Source organism: Pseudomonas sp. Seg1, assembly GCF_018326005.1.
GTDB lineage: Bacteria > Pseudomonadota > Gammaproteobacteria > Pseudomonadales > Pseudomonadaceae > Aquipseudomonas.
This window is the reverse complement of record NZ_AP021903.1, coordinates 5,560,651-5,576,773: the sequence shown is the minus strand read 5'-3', so window position 1 is coordinate 5,576,773 and position 16,123 is coordinate 5,560,651. Positions and strand designations below refer to the sequence as shown.

Annotated in this window: 15 protein-coding genes; 4 read left to right on the top strand and 11 right to left on the bottom strand. The window is 60.4% G+C overall.

Annotated elements, in window-relative coordinates; genetic code table 11:
- Positions 1–142: 142 nt before the first annotated feature.
- From panD to dksA, 10 genes are all read right to left on the bottom strand, one after another.
- The gene (gene panD / locus KI231_RS25015) at positions 143–523 is read right to left on the bottom strand and encodes an aspartate 1-decarboxylase (RefSeq protein ID WP_003228271.1); all 381 of its coding nucleotides are present in this window, start codon (positions 521–523) and stop codon (positions 143–145) included.
- A gap of 210 nt (positions 524–733) precedes the next feature.
- Entirely contained in the window at positions 734–1,594 is an 861-nt protein-coding gene (gene panC, locus KI231_RS25010) for a pantoate--beta-alanine ligase (protein WP_213026610.1), read from the bottom strand.
- Positions 1,591–2,391 carry a 3-methyl-2-oxobutanoate hydroxymethyltransferase gene (panB, locus tag KI231_RS25005; protein ID WP_103306547.1) on the bottom strand — a complete coding sequence of 267 codons (801 nt, stop codon included), beginning with the start codon at positions 2,389–2,391 and terminating at the stop codon, positions 1,591–1,593. The genes panC and panB overlap by 4 nt, the downstream gene beginning before the upstream one ends.
- Before the next feature lie 298 nt (positions 2,392–2,689).
- Positions 2,690–3,175: a 2-amino-4-hydroxy-6-hydroxymethyldihydropteridine diphosphokinase gene (gene folK / locus KI231_RS25000; RefSeq protein ID WP_213026609.1), complete on the bottom strand. Its 486-nt coding sequence runs from the start codon at positions 3,173–3,175 to the stop codon at positions 2,690–2,692.
- Between the two features lie 3 nt (positions 3,176–3,178).
- Positions 3,179–4,579 (bottom strand): polynucleotide adenylyltransferase PcnB, encoded by a 1,401-nt coding sequence (locus tag KI231_RS24995; protein WP_103306550.1) that lies wholly within the window; start codon positions 4,577–4,579, stop codon positions 3,179–3,181.
- Positions 4,580–5,313: 734 nt separating this feature from the next.
- Positions 5,314–6,750 carry a sigma-54-dependent transcriptional regulator gene (locus tag KI231_RS24990; RefSeq protein WP_103306552.1) on the bottom strand — a complete coding sequence of 479 codons (1,437 nt, stop codon included), beginning with the start codon at positions 6,748–6,750 and terminating at the stop codon, positions 5,314–5,316.
- Positions 6,751–6,772: 22 nt separating this feature from the next.
- Positions 6,773–9,727, bottom strand: coding sequence for a sensor histidine kinase (locus KI231_RS24985; protein WP_177431457.1), 2,955 nt, complete (start codon positions 9,725–9,727; stop codon positions 6,773–6,775).
- Positions 9,711–9,887: a hypothetical protein gene (locus tag KI231_RS24980; RefSeq protein WP_003176118.1), complete on the bottom strand. Its 177-nt coding sequence runs from the start codon at positions 9,885–9,887 to the stop codon at positions 9,711–9,713. The genes KI231_RS24985 and KI231_RS24980 overlap by 17 nt, the downstream gene beginning before the upstream one ends.
- Before the next feature lie 77 nt (positions 9,888–9,964).
- On the bottom strand, positions 9,965–10,861 hold the full coding sequence (gene gluQRS / locus KI231_RS24975) for a tRNA glutamyl-Q(34) synthetase GluQRS (protein WP_213026608.1): 897 nt from the start codon (positions 10,859–10,861) through the stop codon (positions 9,965–9,967).
- 213 nt (positions 10,862–11,074) lie between these two features.
- Positions 11,075–11,518 carry an RNA polymerase-binding protein DksA gene (dksA, locus tag KI231_RS24970; protein ID WP_003228250.1) on the bottom strand — a complete coding sequence of 148 codons (444 nt, stop codon included), beginning with the start codon at positions 11,516–11,518 and terminating at the stop codon, positions 11,075–11,077.
- Between the two features lie 334 nt (positions 11,519–11,852).
- Here dksA and KI231_RS24965 point away from each other — a divergent pair, with 334 nt between their 5' ends.
- Positions 11,853–13,025, top strand: a complete 1,173-nt coding sequence (locus KI231_RS24965; RefSeq protein WP_103306555.1) for a pyridoxal phosphate-dependent aminotransferase — start codon at positions 11,853–11,855, stop codon at positions 13,023–13,025.
- Positions 13,025–13,738, top strand: a complete 714-nt coding sequence (gene sfsA, locus KI231_RS24960) for a DNA/RNA nuclease SfsA (RefSeq protein WP_213026607.1) — start codon at positions 13,025–13,027, stop codon at positions 13,736–13,738. Before KI231_RS24965 ends, sfsA begins: the two co-directional genes overlap by 1 nt.
- On the opposite strand, the gene KI231_RS24955 is transcribed toward sfsA, so the two are convergent.
- Positions 13,735–14,052 (bottom strand): Rieske (2Fe-2S) protein, encoded by a 318-nt coding sequence (locus KI231_RS24955; RefSeq protein WP_103306557.1) that lies wholly within the window; start codon positions 14,050–14,052, stop codon positions 13,735–13,737. The two genes, sfsA and KI231_RS24955, sit on opposite strands and share 4 nt — an antisense overlap.
- A 163-nt stretch (positions 14,053–14,215) precedes the next feature.
- On the opposite strand from KI231_RS24955, the gene KI231_RS24950 reads away from it, so the two are divergent.
- The gene (locus KI231_RS24950) at positions 14,216–15,088 is read left to right on the top strand and encodes a heme/hemin ABC transporter substrate-binding protein (RefSeq protein ID WP_213026606.1); all 873 of its coding nucleotides are present in this window, start codon (positions 14,216–14,218) and stop codon (positions 15,086–15,088) included.
- A complete protein-coding gene (locus KI231_RS24945) occupies positions 15,085–16,122 on the top strand; it encodes a FecCD family ABC transporter permease (RefSeq protein ID WP_213026605.1) in 1,038 nt (345 codons plus the stop codon). The genes KI231_RS24950 and KI231_RS24945 overlap by 4 nt, the downstream gene beginning before the upstream one ends.
- Position 16,123 lies beyond the last annotated feature (1 nt).

Here is a 16,123-nt window from a genome sequence, read left to right as displayed (position 1 = left end):
CTCGGTTTCTGGACACAGGGCGAATACAGTAAACCTCGCGCTGCGTTCTGTCTTGACTTTGTCTGACCCGTTCCCTGTACTTTTTTAACATTGATACCGGGAACGGGCCGACCAACGGAAGGTGAGCTGGATGCTCAGCGGCTCAGGCGACCTGAACCGGGATGGCGTTGCTGGTATGGCTCAGCTCATTGCCAGGTGCCATGTAGAGCATGCGCGGCTTGAAATTCAGCAGTTCCGCTTCGCTGTAATGGGCGTAAGCGCAAATGATCACCCGGTCGCCGACCTTGGCCTTGTGCGCGGCGGCACCATTGACCGAGATCATGCGTGAACCTTCTTCGCCACGGATGGCGTAAGTGGTAAAGCGCTCGCCATTGTCGACGTTATAAATCTGGATCTGTTCGTACTCACGGATGCCGGACAGGTCCAGCCACTCCCCATCAATGGCGCACGAACCTTCGTAATCGAGCACGGCGTGAGTGACTTCGGCGCGGTGCAGTTTGGCCTTGAGCATGATGGCGTGCATGAGGGTTTCCCGGGTTGGAATCGAACGGCGGGCAGTGTGCCCGAAGGCTTTGAGGGCGGCAATATGGCTTGAAATGCAATTTTCAGGACGCTGAAAAGCACTGTAGGAGTGAGTCCGCTCGCGATAGCGGACTGTCATTCAACGTTGATGTCGAAAGTCAGGCCCTCATCGCGAGCAGGCTCACTCCTACAGGGGGTATTGCGGTGTTTTTTAGACAGCGCTATCGAGATTCAGGTGCAGGTTATCGATCAACCGCGTGGTGCCCAGGAACGCTGCCACCAGAATCACCAGATCACGATCTTCAGCCACAGCCGGCCGCAAGGTCAGCGCATGGCGAATTTCCAGATAGTCCGGACGCAGGCCCGCGGCTTCCAGCGCTTGCAACTGTGCACTGATCAACGCCGGGAAATCGCGTTCCCCGTGTTTGATCGACTCGGCAATCGCGTTCAGGCTGCGGTAAACCACCGGGGCCACGGCACGTTGTTCTTCGCTGAGGAAGCCGTTACGCGACGACAGCGCGAGGCCATCGGCGGCACGCACGGTCGGCTCGCCGATGATCTGGATCGGCATATTCAGGTCATGCACCAGCGCGCGGATCACGGCCAGTTGCTGGAAGTCCTTCTGGCCGAAAATCGCCAGATCCGGCTGAACCATGTTGAACAGTTTGCTGACCACCGTCGCAACACCTTCAAAGTGTCCCGGACGACTGGCGCCGCACAGACCTTCGGAGAGTTGCGGCACGCTGACCCGGGTCTGCCCGGTCATGCCGTCGGGATACATCTCTTCAACTGTCGGCGCGAACAACAGGTCGCAACCAGCTTCCAGCAGTTTTTCCTGATCCGCTGCAAGGGTGCGCGGGTATTTGTCGAGGTCTTCGCCGGCACCGAATTGCAGCGGGTTGACGAAAATGCTCGCCACCACGAAGTCCACGCGTTGCGAGGCTTTGGTGATCAGCGCGACATGGCCGCTGTGCAGGTTGCCCATGGTCGGCACGAAGCCGATGCGCTTGCCTTCGCTACGGGCGCGGGCTACGGCGGCGCGCAGTTCGCGTACGGTTTTGACGGTGTTCATGCAGAGAATCCGTGTTCGATGCCTGGGAACGTGGTGGCTTTGACTTCGCTGACGTATGCCTTAAGCGCGGACTGGATGCTGTCCTGGCCATTCATGAAGTTCTTCACGAACTTCGGCACGCGGCCGGTGATCGACAGGCCGAGCATGTCGTGCAGTACCAGGACTTGACCGTCGGTGGCGTTGCCGGCGCCGATACCGATGACCGGGATTTTCACGGCCTGACTGATTTCAGCGGCCAGTTCACTCGGCACGCATTCGAGCAGCAGCATTGCCGCGCCAGCCTGCTCCAGCGAAATCGCGTCAGCACGCATCTGCCGCGCCTGATTTTCGTTGCGGCCCTGCACTTTATAGCCACCGAGAATGTTCACTGCTTGCGGGGTCAGGCCCATGTGCGCGCAGACCGGGATACCGCGTTCGGCGAGCAGACGGATCGACTCGGCCAGCCACAACGCGCCTTCAACCTTGATCATGTGCGCGCCGGCCTGCATCAGCATGGCGCTGTTGGTCATGGTTTGTTCAAGGGTGGCATTGGCCATGAACGGCAGATCGGCGAGGATCAGGGCGTCGCTGTTGCCACGTTTGACGCAGGCGACGTGGTAGGCCGTTTCTGCGGTGGTCACCGGCAAAGTACTGTCGTGACCTTGCAGGACCATGCCGAGGGAGTCGCCCACCAGCAGCACTTCGACACCGGCCTCGTTGCAGGCGTGGGCGAAGGTCGCGTCATAGCAGGTCAGCATGGTGATCTTTTCACCTTTCTGCTTGAGGCTCTGGAGCGTGGTCAGGGTGATGGCTGGCATGTAAAAAATCCTCGTTCAGGCGCTTTGGAAACTACTGCGAGTAACGCGCGTGATTCGTCATCTATTCAGGCGCACGCTCTTTTGTCGTGCTTATAAGGCCTGGATTGCGCCCGTATGTGCCGGGTTGGCGGCAGCGGGACGCCTATAGTCGTGATGAGCCAACAGGAAGTCAATTGCGTGTGTTACCGCATTGTTACGCAGGGAGTGTTACCGGCGTTACTGATGCGATTCAGCGGCGCGGCTGGCCTGATTCAAGGCTTTTTGTCCGACAAAATCCTGCACCCAAGGGAAATGGGTGTCAGGGGTGGGGGAGGCGTTCGAGGCCGACGAACGGGCAGGCTGCCAGCAGATCGGTGAGGGTCCGGTCATCGGCAAGACGCAGATCTTGCGGCGCCAGTTCGGCAAGGGGATAGAGCACGAAGGCGCGTTCCTGAATCTGATAGTGCGGGACTTTCAGTCGCGGCTCATCGATCAATCGATCACCGAACAGCAGAATGTCCAGATCCAGTGTGCGCGGGCCCCAGCGCTCCAGGCGCTCGCGGCCTTGATCATTCTCGATGGCTTGCAAGGCATCGAGCAGATCCAGCGGCGCAAGATCGCTGTCGAGCGCTGCAACGGCGTTGGTATAACGCGGCTGGCCCGGCAGCAACGAGTCGCTTTGATAAAAGGCGGAAACGCCGGCAAGGGTGGTCTGCGGCAATTGCTCCAGCGCGTCGAGCGCGCTGCGCAATTGTTCGGCCGGGTCAGCGAGGTTGCTGCCCATGCCGATGTAGATGCGTTCCATGCCTTACTCGCCCGTAGCGCTCGGTGCACCGGCGCGTTTGCGCTTGGAACCGCTGCTGCGTCGACGCTTGCGTGGCGCGCCACTGGCATCATCACCCTTGCCGCTGAGGTCGCGGATCATGTCGCGGCGTTCGCTGTCGTTGCCGTCCTGATAATCCGTCCACCATTCGCCCAGACCATCGGTCTGCTCGCCGGCGCTTTCACGCAACAGCAGGAAGTCGTAACCGGCGCGGAAACGCGGATTGTCCAGCAACAGGTCGGCGCGTTTGCCGCTGCGGCGTGGCAGGCGTTCCTGCATGTCCCAGATTTCGCGGATCGGCATGGTGAAGCGTTTTGGAATCGCGATGCGCTGGCACTGTTCGGCGATCAGCTCGTGCGCCGCTTCCTGCATGGCAGGAATAGGGGGCATGCCACGTTCTTGCAGACGCAACACCCGGGCCGGCAGGGCAGGCCACAGCAAGGCGGCAAACAGGAACGCCGGGGTCACCGGTTTGTTCTGCTTGATGCGCAGGTCGGTGTTGGTCAGCGCTTCGCTGATCAGCGTGTGGGTGTACTCCGGGTTGTGTTCCAGTGCGTCGGCACTGGCCGGGAACAACGGGGCGAAAAGTTGCAGATCGACCAGCATCTCGAAAGTGATTGCGCCGTGTCCGGAGAGGAACAGTTTCAGCACTTCTTCGAACAGGCGTGCTGACGGGATCTCGCGCAGCATCGGCGCCAGTTCGCGAATTGGCTGCACGGTGTGTTTTTCGATGCCGAAGTTGAGCTTGGCAGCGAAACGCACGGCCCGCAGCATGCGTACCGGGTCTTCCTGATAGCGTTGCTTGGGATCGCCGATCAGGCGGATCAAATGATTGCGGATGTCGTGCACGCCGTTGGCGTAGTCGAGAATGCGCTCGCTGACCGGATCGTAATACAAGGCGTTGATGGTGAAGTCGCGGCGTTGCGCGTCTTCTTCCAGGGTGCCGTAAACGTTGTCGCGCAGAATCCGCCCGCTCTCGTTACGCGAAGACTGGTTGCTGTCTTCGTCGTCTTCGTTGACTGGGTGATTGGCGCGGAAGGTCGCGACTTCGATGATTTCGCGACCGAAATGGATGTGCACCAGTTTGAAGCGGCGACCGATGATCCGCGCATTGCGGAATTCGGCACGGACCTGCTCGGGGGTGGCGCTGGTGGCGACGTCGAAATCTTTGGGCGTGATGCCCAGGAGCATGTCACGCACGCAACCGCCGACCAGATAAGCCTGGTAACCGGCACCTTGCAGGCGTTCGACGATATTCACCGCGTAGCGGCTGAATTGCGTTTTCTGCAGCGAATGTTGGCCGCTGTTGAGCACTTCAGGGGTGCTGCGGATGTGTTGCGTACGACGCACGGGAGTTCGGAATGACTGGAACAGCTTCTTCAGCATGGGATGCACTGTTTGAAGGAATGTTCGGCCATACCAAAGAATGACCGCATGATGGGCGCAGATTCTAGCATTTAGTCGGGGGATGGTGTAGGACACGGCCGATTTGAGCTGCAAGCCGCAGGCTACAGGCATCGCGCGCGATAAAAATGGGGGATTTTGCTGCGGAGGAGAAACTACAAGGGGAGCCGAAGCTCCCCAAGAAGTAGTTGCGTGCTCTTTTTATTATTGATTCGGGCTTCTTGTTTTTGTTGAGTGCCCTCGTCATGAGGCTTTCGCTTCATGACCCTCCCAATCGGGAGCCAAGAGCAAACGGATTGCTTTGGTCGCTGAATTGCAGTGATCTCTCGATCCAACCAGTACAGGCTCTGTCTTAGGACAGTTTTTGTTGTTCTCGGCCTGGTCGTGGGGCAAGCCCCAAATACAACGCCTCTCCAAAAGAATCAGTTAGCTGCGCCTCTCGCCGTCTTGTTTTTATTGTGCGTGAGTCGATTCGTCTTATTTTTATTGTCTTGTGCATTGCTTGTTATTGTTCTTGTACTAAACATATAGCAGGTGCCGTGCCAACTTTTGCGAAACCCAATAAAACAAGGGGTTAGGTCGATATAACCGTTTTCGAGGGGCGAAAAAAAGCCGGGGTTACGTTACCGATAACCCCGGCTTTTGTTACGTGACAAGACTGAGGTAACAGTTTTTTCACATCTTCAAGCGTTACCCGCACACTCGACAGGTAACGTTCAGCTTTCGCTGGCGACCCCGGTCTTGCGCCGTGGAATGCCCAGACGCTGACGGCGTTCCCACAGGCATTTGCGGCTGACGCCCAGTTTGCGCGCCAGTTCGGTCTCGGTCATGTGGTCCTGATGTTCGAGGACGAAGTGCTGGAAGTAGTCTTCCAGCGACAGGTCTTCGGTCGGCTCGTGGCTGCTGTTGCTGGCATTGCCGGCGGTTTGCGGCGGCAGACCGATGAACTCGTCATCTTCCAGATCGCTCAGCTCGATGTCGATGCCCAGCAGGTCGGCGGAGATTTCCGGGCTTTCGCTCAGGATCACCGCGCGCTCGACCGCGTTTTCCAGCTCACGCACGTTACCCGGCCAGGAATAGTGCCGAATCGCCTGTTCGGCATCGGCAGCAAACTTCAGGTCGGTACGGTTGATGCGTGCGCTCTGACGAGCAAGGAAGGCATTGGCGATCTCGTTGACGTCGGCGCCGCGCTCGCGCAGGGCCGGCAATTTCAGCGCAATCACGTGCAGACGGTAATAAAGGTCTTCACGGAACTGGCCGATTTTCGCCAGACTCTTCAGATCCCGGTGAGTCGCCGCGATCAGGCGTACATCAACCTTCTGCGACTGCACCGAACCGACGCGGCGAATTTCGCCTTCCTGCAATACGCGCAGCAGACGGGCCTGGGCCTCCAGCGGCAGTTCGCCGATTTCATCGAGGAACAGCGTGCCACCGTCCGCCGCTTCGACCAGACCGGCTCGACCGGCGCTAGCGCCGGTGAACGCACCTTTCTCGTGACCGAACAGTTCGGACTCGATCAGGCTTTCCGGAATGGCCGCGCAGTTCACCGAGATCATCGGTGCCTTGGCGCGCTTCGACAGGTTGTGCAGGGCGCGGGCCACCAGTTCTTTACCGGTGCCGGACTCACCCTGAATCAATACATTGGAATCGGTTGGCGCGACCTTGCGGATCTTGCTGTACAGATCCTGCATCGGCGGGCAGGAGCCGATGATGCCGATTTCGCCGTTACTGTTGTCAACGGCGGATTTGCCGCTGCCATTGGTCGGTTTGCTGGCAACCACTTCGCCGGCAGCCGGTGCCGATTGGCGATCACGCAGGATCCGCGCGACGGCCTGAAGCATTTCGTCATGGTCGAAAGGCTTGGCGATGTAGTCCACCGCGCCCATCTTCATCGAGTCGACCGCCGAACGCAGGCTGGCGTAGCTGGTCATGATCAGCACCGGCGTCCCTTGGCCGAGCTTGATCAGCTCGGTGCCCGGGGCGCCCGGCAAGCGCAGATCGCTGACGATCAGATCGAACGTAGGAATGGTGAAGCGTTCTTGTGCTTCCTGCACTGAACCGGCTTCGCTGACCTGGTACTGATTGCGTTCCAGCAGGCGGCGCAAGGCGGAGCGGATAATTGTTTCGTCTTCGACGATCAAAATGTGCGGCATTGATTCGATACTCTCGACGGTCTCAGTTCACAGCGGACGTCGCTTCGACATGACGCGGTAAGGTCACCCGGATACGGGTGCCGCGTTGGCTTTGTACATCAGCCGGGCTGTCGATGGTGATTTGTCCATAATGCTCTTCAACGATGGAATAGACCAGTGCAAGGCCCAGACCGGTGCCTTCGCCAGGATCCTTGGTGGTGAAGAAAGGTTCGAACAATCTATCCATGATGTTCTTCGGAATACCGCTGCCTTCGTCCTCGACGATCAGATCGACCGTGTGTTCGCCGGCTTCGCTCTTGACCCGTACCGCACTGTGCGGCGGCGAGGCGTCGCGGGCGTTGGAGAGCAGATTGATCAAAACCTGTGCGAGCCGCTGCGGGTCGCCTTCGACCCAGTGATCCGGGTCGCACAGATTGTAGAACTGCACTTCGAAATTGCGCCGGTTCAAGGCCAGCAGACCGATGGCGTCCTGCGCCACTTCCGCCAGACAAACGGGCTCGTCGCTGTGCTGATGGCTGCCGGCATGGGCAAAACTCATCAGTGACTGAACGATGCGTGACACGCGTTTGGTCTGTTCAAGAATCTGTCCGCTGATCTCGGTCAACTCGCCGTCGTCTTCGCGTTCTTCGCGCAGGTTCTGCGCCAGACAGGCGATGCCGGTGATCGGGTTGCCGATTTCGTGGGCGACGCCGGCCGCGAGACGACCGATGCTGGCCAGCCGCTCGGAATGCACCAGTTTGTCTTCGAGCATCTGCGTTTCGGTCAAATCTTCCACCAGCAGTACCAGACCGCTGTTGCCCGGCGCCAACGGTTCATCAATCGCTGCTTTGTGCAGGTTCAGCCAGCGAGTCTGTCCGTCGAGGGCCAGGTGCTGTTTGTGCAAGTGTTCGTCAGGCAGATTGATGAAACCTTGCAGCAATTCTTTCCACGGATTGCCGATGGTGCTCAGGCGCGAGCCGACCACCCGTTGCGCGGCGATGCCGGTCAGCTCTTCCATAGCCTTGTTCCACATCAGGATCTCTTGATCCTTGGCCAGCGAGCAGACGCCCATCGGCAATTCCTGCAAGGTCTGGCGGTGGTAGCGGCGCAGGGCATCGAGTTCGGCGGCCAGACCTGTCAGGCGCGAGTGGTAATCCTCGAGGCGGCTTTCGATGAAGTGAATGTCTTCGGTGACGTAGTTTTCACCGCCGGCCTTGTACGGCAGGAAGGTTTCGACCATGTCCTGCGCCACACTCGGGCCCATCAGGCCGGAAAGGTTAGCTTCGATACGATCGCGCAGACGGCGCAAGGCATAGGGGCGACGTTCGTCGAACGGCAGATAAAGGTCGCGCAGCGCCTGCTCGACTTCTTTCTGCGCAGCCTTGGCGCCCAGCGGTTTGGCCAACTGCGTGGCGAATTCCTGCGGCGAAGCGGCGTGCAGTTCCCGGCGTTGCGGGCGACGGACGTTATCCACTGCGCAGGCTTCGGCTGCGGAAGCCTCTTCCGGGCTGGCGTTGGTGAATAGCGAGATCAGCGTGAACATCAAGACGTTGGCCGCCAGCGACGCGATGGCCGCCATGTGCCAGCTGGTGTCATCCAGCACGTAAATCATGTTCAGCAGCGGGATGTAGAAACCCTGCAGATTACCGACCAGCGGCAACAGCATGGTGATCACCCAGACCAGAATCCCCGCCAGCAGACCGGCAATGAAGCCGCGACGGTTGGCGGTCGGCCAGTACAGCACTGACAACACGCCCGGCAAGAATTGCAACGTGGCGACGAAGGCCACGATGCCGAGGTTGGCCAGGTCCTGCCCGGCGCCGAGCATCAGGTAGAAGCAGAAGCCGGCCATGATGATCGCGACGATCAGTGCGCGGCGGGTCCACTTCAGCCAGCGGTAGATGTTGCCTTCGGCCGGCGGCTGATAGAGCGGCAGCACCAGGTGGTTCAGCGCCATGCCCGACAGCGCCAGGGTGGTGACGATGATCAGGCCACTGGCGGCCGACAATCCGCCGACATAGGCCAGCAGGGCCAGCGGCTTGCTGTTGGCGGCAATGCCGATGCCGAGGGTGAAGTATTCCGGGTCGGTGGTGGCGCCCAGCTTCAGGCCGGCCCAAAGGATCAGCGGCACCGCCAGACTCATCAACAGCAGGAACAGCGGCAAGCCCCAGCTCGCGCTGACCAGTGAGCGCGGGTTGAGATTCTCGGTGAAGGTCATGTGATACATATGCGGCATCACGATCGCCGAGGCGAAGAACACCAGTAGTAGTGTGCGCCACGGGCCTTCCTGCAATGGCGTGTGCAGCGCGGCGAGGGCGGTTTGGTTTTGCAGCAGCCACAGCTCAAGCTGTTGCGGGCCATCGAATACGCCGTACAACGCGTAGAGGCCAACGCCGCCGAGGGCGATCAGCTTGATCACCGATTCGAAGGCAATCGCGAACACCAGCCCTTCGTGCTTCTCGCGGGTGGCGATATGCCGGGAGCCGAAGAAAATCGTGAACAGAATGATCAGTGCACAGAACGCCAGCGCTACGCGGCTCTGAATCGGCTCGCCGGTGAGAATGCCGATAGAGTCGGCCACCGCCTGAATCTGCAACGCCAGCAGCGGCAGTACGCCGATCAGCATGAATATCGTCGTCAGTGCGCCGGCCCAGGTGCTGCGAAAACGGAAGGCAAACAGATCCGCCAGCGACGACAGTTGATAAGTGCGGGTGATTTTCAGGATCGGATAGAGCAACACCGGCGCCAGCAGAAACGCGCCGGAGACCCCGAGATAGCTGGAGAGAAAACCGTAGCCGTACTGATAGGCCAGGCCGACCGTGCCGTAGAACGCCCACGCACTGGCGTAAACCCCCAGCGACAAGGTGTAGGTCAGTGGGTGGCGAATGATCGCCCGCGGGATCATGCCCCGTTCGCTGATCCAGGCAACGCCGAACAGCACCGCCAGGTACGCAGCGCTGATCAGGATCATCTGGGTCAGGCTAAAGCTCATCGGCATCTTTTTGGCTCTGCAGGATGAAGGTCACGACAATCAGGATCAGCCAGAGCAGATAAGGGCGATACCAGGCGCCCGTAGCGTCGATCCACCAATCCATGATGGCGGGAGAAAACAGATAGATCCCCACGACCAAAAGCAGGACCAAGCGATAGATGTACATCCCGGCCTCTCTTTTTTATGCGCGTGCCCGAAAACGTGCGGCGATGGTAACGGATGGCGGCGCGACTGCAAGTGTCGTCATGACAGTTGCGCTTCGGGGAGGGTCAGTGTGCGCGGGATCTTGCTTGCGTCCCAGTGGGTGCTGCCCCAAGTGAGCAGTTCCTGCGGCGAGGCATGGACCAGCTCGGGGCCAGGGTTTTGCCCCAATGCGCGCAGGGCTCGCAGCAGTAACGGTGTGGCTTGATCCGCTTCGAGCGGCGGCGAACGGTAGGATTTGCCGAGCTTGTTGCCGTCCGGTTGAGTGATCAGCGGCAGGTGCAGATAGCGTGGCTGACGCAGGCCCAGCAGTTCTTGCAGGTAAAGCTGGCGCGGCGTCGAGTCGAGCAGATCGGCACCACGGACGATATCGGTGATGCCTTGCCAGGCATCGTCGAGGACCACGGCCAATTGATAGGCGTAGAGGCCGTCGCGGCGACGGATGACGAAATCGCCGACATCGCGGCCCAGATGCTGACGGTATTCGCCCTGCACACGGTCGATGAAGTGGTATTCCAGCTCCGGCACGCGCAGGCGGATGGCGGCGTCTTGCTGGTCATGCCCGGCATTGCGGCACAGTCCCGGATAAATGCCGTGATAAGGCTCCAGTTGCTTGCGCGAACAGGTGCAGGCGTAAGCGAGACCGTGATTGAACAGGCTGTTGAGGACTTCGGCGTAGGCGTCGTGCCGATCGCTCTGGCGCACCATCTCGCCATCCCATTCGAAGCCGTAGCTTTCCAGCGCCTTGAGAATCGCCGCTTGTGCGCCGGGTTCTTCGCGCGGCGGATCGAGATCCTCCATGCGCACCAGCCAGCGACCGCCGACCGAACGCGCATCGAGGTAAGAGGCGAGGGCAGCAACCAGCGAGCCGAAGTGCAAGTGGCCACTGGGCGTGGGGGCGAAACGGCCGATGTAGGCGGGAGAGGTTTTGGCAGTCATGGGAGCGATAGTACTTTTTCAGGGCTTGTGCGCACTACCTTGTGGGAGGGGGCTTGCTCCCGAATGCGGTTAATCAGTCAACAACTGTGTTTATGACACACCGCATTCGGGAGCAAGCCCCCTCCCACAAAGGCAGAGAAGACAGAGAAGGCAGGTAAAAGGCAGAAACAAAAACGGAGCGTTCGCACGCTCCGTTTTTCGTTCAGGTCGAGATTACTTGCCGACCTGCTTTTCCTTGATTTCCGCCAGGGTCTTGCAGTCGATGCACAGATCCGCAGTCGGACGGGCTTCGAGGCGCTTGACGCCGATCTCGATGCCGCAGGACTCGCACCAGCCGTATTCTTCGTCCTGAATCAGCTCCAGCGTCTTGTCGATCTTCTTGATCAACTTGCGCTCGCGGTCGCGGGCGCGCAGCTCGAGGGCGAATTCTTCTTCCTGACTGGCACGGTCGGCCGGGTCAGGAAAGTTGGCCGCTTCGTCTTTCATGTGATCAACAGTACGGTCGACTTCCTGCATCAAGTCCTGTTTCCACTTGTTCAGGATCTTGGTGAAGTGCGCGCGCATGGGGGCGCCCATGTACTCTTCGCCTGCCTTCGGAACGTAAGGTTCGAAGCCGCTGATCGTCGCTTGCTGCTGTTGCTTTGCTTGGGTGGGCATGAAATGGACCGCCTCTACTCTTGTAATCCATTGCGCAGGATTGCTCCATCACCGACACCTGCCGGCCCTGCGGCTGCAAGCGGGCGAACTTACCAGATCAATTCGGCCTGCGCTACTCCCGGATGTCGAGCCCCCGGCGGGTGGCGCTTGCAAATGTTTGGCAAGCCGTGTCTGGCGGTGTGGGAGACCTGTTCAATCACTGATTTTAGTCAATCCTGGAGCGTACGCTCATATCGTTACAGTCCAGCGTTCTTGAGGCTGTGACCGCGGTGGGTTCTCGCTCGTTCCGGGAGATGAGTAGAATCGTCTCTTTTTCCCCGTCGAAGGAAATCCAATGGCTCAGCCCTACAGTGCGCGCAGTCGTGCGATCGAACCGTTCCATGTGATGGCGCTGCTGGCGCGGGCCAATGAATTGCAGGCTGAAGGGCATGACGTTATCCATCTGGAAATTGGCGAACCGGACTTCACCACGGCCGAGCCGATCATCCGCGCAGGGCAAGCGGCGCTGACGGCGGGCAAGACGCGTTACACCGCTGCGCGCGGCATTCCTGAGCTGCGCGAGGCGATTTCCGGTTTTTATCAGTCGCGTTACGGGCTGAACATTGATCCGCGGCGAATTCTGATCACGCCCGGCGGTTCCGGCGCCTTGTTGCTGGCCAGCGCGTTGCTGGTCGATCCCGGCAAGCACTGGCTGTTGGCCGATCCAGGGTATCCGTGTAACCGGCACTTTCTGCGTCTGGTCGAAGGTGCGGCGCAGCTCGTGCCGGTAGGCCCGGATGTGCGCTACCAACTGACGCCGGACCTGGTTGCGCGGCATTGGGATCACGACAGCGTCGGTGCATTGGTGGCCTCGCCGGCCAACCCGACGGGGACGATCCTGACCCGCGATGAGCTGGCCGGGTTATCCACAGCCATCAAGGCGCGACACGGGCATCTGGTCGTCGACGAGATCTACCACGGCCTGACTTATGGCACCGATGCGGCGAGCGTGCTGGAAGTCGATGACAGCGCCTTCGTCCTCAACAGTTTCTCCAAGTACTTCGGCATGACCGGCTGGCGCCTGGGCTGGCTGGTCGCACCGGATGCGGCGGTCAGCGAGCTGGAGAAACTGGCGCAAAACCTCTACATCAGCGCGCCGAGCATGGCGCAGTACGCGGCACTGGCCTGTTTCGAGCCAGACACCATTGCCATTCTCGAAGAGCGCCGGGCTGAATTTGGTCGGCGTCGGGACTTCCTCCTGCCCGCGTTGCGCGAATTGGGTTTCAACATCGCCGTCGAGCCGGAAGGTGCTTTTTACTTGTATGCCGATATCAGCAAGTTCGGCGGCGATGCCTTCGCGTTCTGCCGCCATTTCCTTGAAACCGAGCATGTGGCGTTTACCCCGGGACTGGATTTCGGCCGCTATCAGGCCAGCCACCATGTGCGTTTTGCCTACACGCAAAACCTCCCTCGCTTACAGGAAGCGGTGGAACGGATCGCCCGTGGCTTGAAGAGCTGGCAAGGCTGATGCGCTTTTATCCTCCTCTGGAAGAGGCGCGGCTGATCCGTCGTTACAAGCGCTTTCTCGCCGACGTCGAAACGGTTGGTGGCGAATTGTTGACCATTCACTGTCCGAACACAGGCTCAATGCTTAATTGTCAGGTCGAAGGCGGGCAGGTCTGGTTCAGTCGCTCCAATGACCCTAAACGCAAATTGCCCGGCACCTGGGAGATCGGCGAAACCCCGCAGGGGCGGTTGTTTTGTGTGAACACCGGACGCGCCAACGGGCTGGTCGAAGAAGCCTTGCAGGCCGGCGTCATCAGCGAGCTGAACGGGTTTACCGCGTTGAAGCGCGAAGTGGCGTACGGGCAGGAAAAGAGCCGCATCGATTTTCGTCTCGAATACCCGAGCGGCCCCGCTTATGTAGAAGTGAAAAGCGTCACCCTGGGCTTTGATGGCACCAATGTGGCGGCGTTTCCCGATGCCGTCACGCAACGCGGCGCCAAGCATTTGCGCGAGCTGGCGCATCTGGCGCGGGACGGGATTCGTGCGGTGCAGTTGTATTGCGTAAATCTCACCGGGATTGAGGCGGTGCGTCCTGCGGTGGAGATCGATTCGGCCTACGCCGATGCGTTACGCGAAGCGGTCGCCGATGGGGTCGAGGTCTTGGCTTATGGGGTGCGGCTGAATCATCAAGAGATGGTGATCGACCGGCGACTCGACGTGCTGCTCAACGGTTAAACATCGATCCACAGGCCCTGCGCATCCTCGCGACAAGGGATGGCCGTCAGCGATTGCCCGGCGCAAGGCCCGGCAACACATTCACCGTCCTCGATCAGAAACAGTGCGCCGTGAGTGGCGCACTGGATCAGGCTGTTGCTCGGGTCGAGAAACTGGTCGGGATGCCATTCGAGTCCCACGCCCCGGTGCGGGCAGCGATTCAGGTAGACATACGCCTGGCCATTGCGGCGCACGGCGAACAGCTTTTTGCCGGCGATATCGAAACCGCGGCTGCCGGCCTCGGCCAGCTCGACACCCGCGCAGAGAAACTTCATGGCTATCCTCTAATGTCCGCTCGTGTCCGGATATGTCCGAGCTTGACGTTTAAATGCAAACAATTATCAAATGGCGGCCATCGCCCAAAGGCGTCTGCCAGATGCCGAGGATACTTGGCCTGTCATCCTGATGCCCGGGAAAACCTTGTTCAAGGAAGCTGTTATGCGCCTGAGTACCCGCGTTGCTGTGCTGTGTGCCGGACTTTTCGTCAGTCTTCAGGCCGCATCGGCTGAATTGCCGCAACGTTGGGTCAGTGCCGGTGGTGCGCTGTCGGAGTGGGTCAGTGCGTTGGGCGGCGAGTCGAAACTGGTGGGCGTCGACACCACCAGCCAGCATCCCGAATCGTTGAAGTCGCTGCCGAGCATCGGTTATCAGCGCAGTCTTTCTGCCGAGGGCATTCTCAGTCTGCGCCCGGATATTCTCATCGGCACCGAAGAAATGGGTCCGCCACCGGTGCTGTCGCAGGTGAGGGCAGCCAAGGTGCAGGTGGAATTGTTCTCGGCTCAGCCGGATCTGCCGACACTGCAAAAGAACGTCACTCATCTGGGCCAATTGCTCGGCGCCGAGTCTCAGGCTGCGCAGTTGCTGCAACGTTATCAACAGCAACTCGATGCGCAGAAAGCGCGGGTTGCACAAGCACAGTCCAAGCAGAAGGCGCCGGGCGTGCTGTTGTTGCTCGGCCATGCCGGCGGCAAACCGTTGATCGCCGGCAAGGACACCGCCGCCGACTGGCTGCTGCAACAGGCGGGCGGGCATAACCTCGCGACACATACGGGCTACAAGCCATTCTCCGTGGAGTCCCTCGCCAGCCTTGATCCTGAAGTGCTGGTGTTCGCCGACCGGGCGTTGACAGGTGCTGCGGCGAAAGCCGCGTTGTTCAAGGAAAACCCCATCCTCAATTCCAGTCGCGCGGCCAAGGCCGGGCGTGTGCTTGAGCTCGATCCGACGTTGCTGGTTGGTGGGCTCGGGCCGCGATTGCCGGCGGCGTTGAAAACCCTGTCTGACGGTTTTTACCCGGCCAAGAGCGGCCAATGACCACACTGGTAAAGCCCCGTGGCCTGTTCGTTGGCCTGACGCTCCTGTGTTTATTGGCGATCTGGCTGTCGCTCGCGCTGGGGCCGGTCAGCCTGCCGCTGTTCGATACCCTGCGCGCGGCGTTGCGTCTGGTCGGCGTGCCGCTGGCGCCGGACGGCCTGGAGCAGGCTGAGCTGATTCTCGGGCAGATTCGTTTGCCGCGAACCCTGCTCGGGCTGGCGGTTGGCGGAGTGTTGGCGTTGTCGGGTGTGGCGATGCAGGGGCTTTTCCGTAATCCGCTGGCGGACCCGGGGCTGGTCGGGGTGTCCAGTGGCGCCGCGTTGGGTGCGGCGATCGCGATTGTCGGCGGCTCGTTTTTCGGTGGCTTGCCGGAGTGGTTCGGGCCTTATCTGCTGTCGGTGTGTGCATTTCTGGGCGGGCTCGGGGTGACCGCGCTGGTGTATCGGCTCGGTCGGCGCAACGGGCAAACCAATGTCGCGACCATGTTGCTGGCGGGGATTGCGTTGACGGCGCTGGCCAGTTCGGCAGTCGGCCTGTTCACCTATCTGGCGGATGACGCAACGTTGCGCACGCTGACGTTCTGGAACCTCGGCAGCCTCAATGGCGCCAGTTATGCGCGGCTGTGGCCCTTGCTGATCATCAGTGCTGGCGTTGCGCTGTGGTTGCCGCGTCGGGCGAAAGCGCTGAATGCCTTGCTGTTGGGTGAGTCCGAGGCCGGGCATCTGGGCATTGATGTCGAACGGCTCAAGCGCGAACTGGTGTTCTGTACGGCGCTGGGCGTCGGCGCGGCGGTGGCGGCGGCGGGGATGATCGGTTTTGTCGGGCTGGTGGTGCCGCATCTGGTGCGCTTGCTCGCGGGGCCTGATCATCGTGTGTTACTGCCGGCCTCGGTGCTGGCCGGGGCGAGCCTGTTGTTGCTGGCCGACCTGGTGGCGCGGCTGGCGCTGGCCCCGGCGGAGTTGCCGATCGGTATTGTCACGGCGTTTATCGGCGCGCCGTTCTTCCTTTATCTGCTGCTGCGAGGGCGTGCCTGAT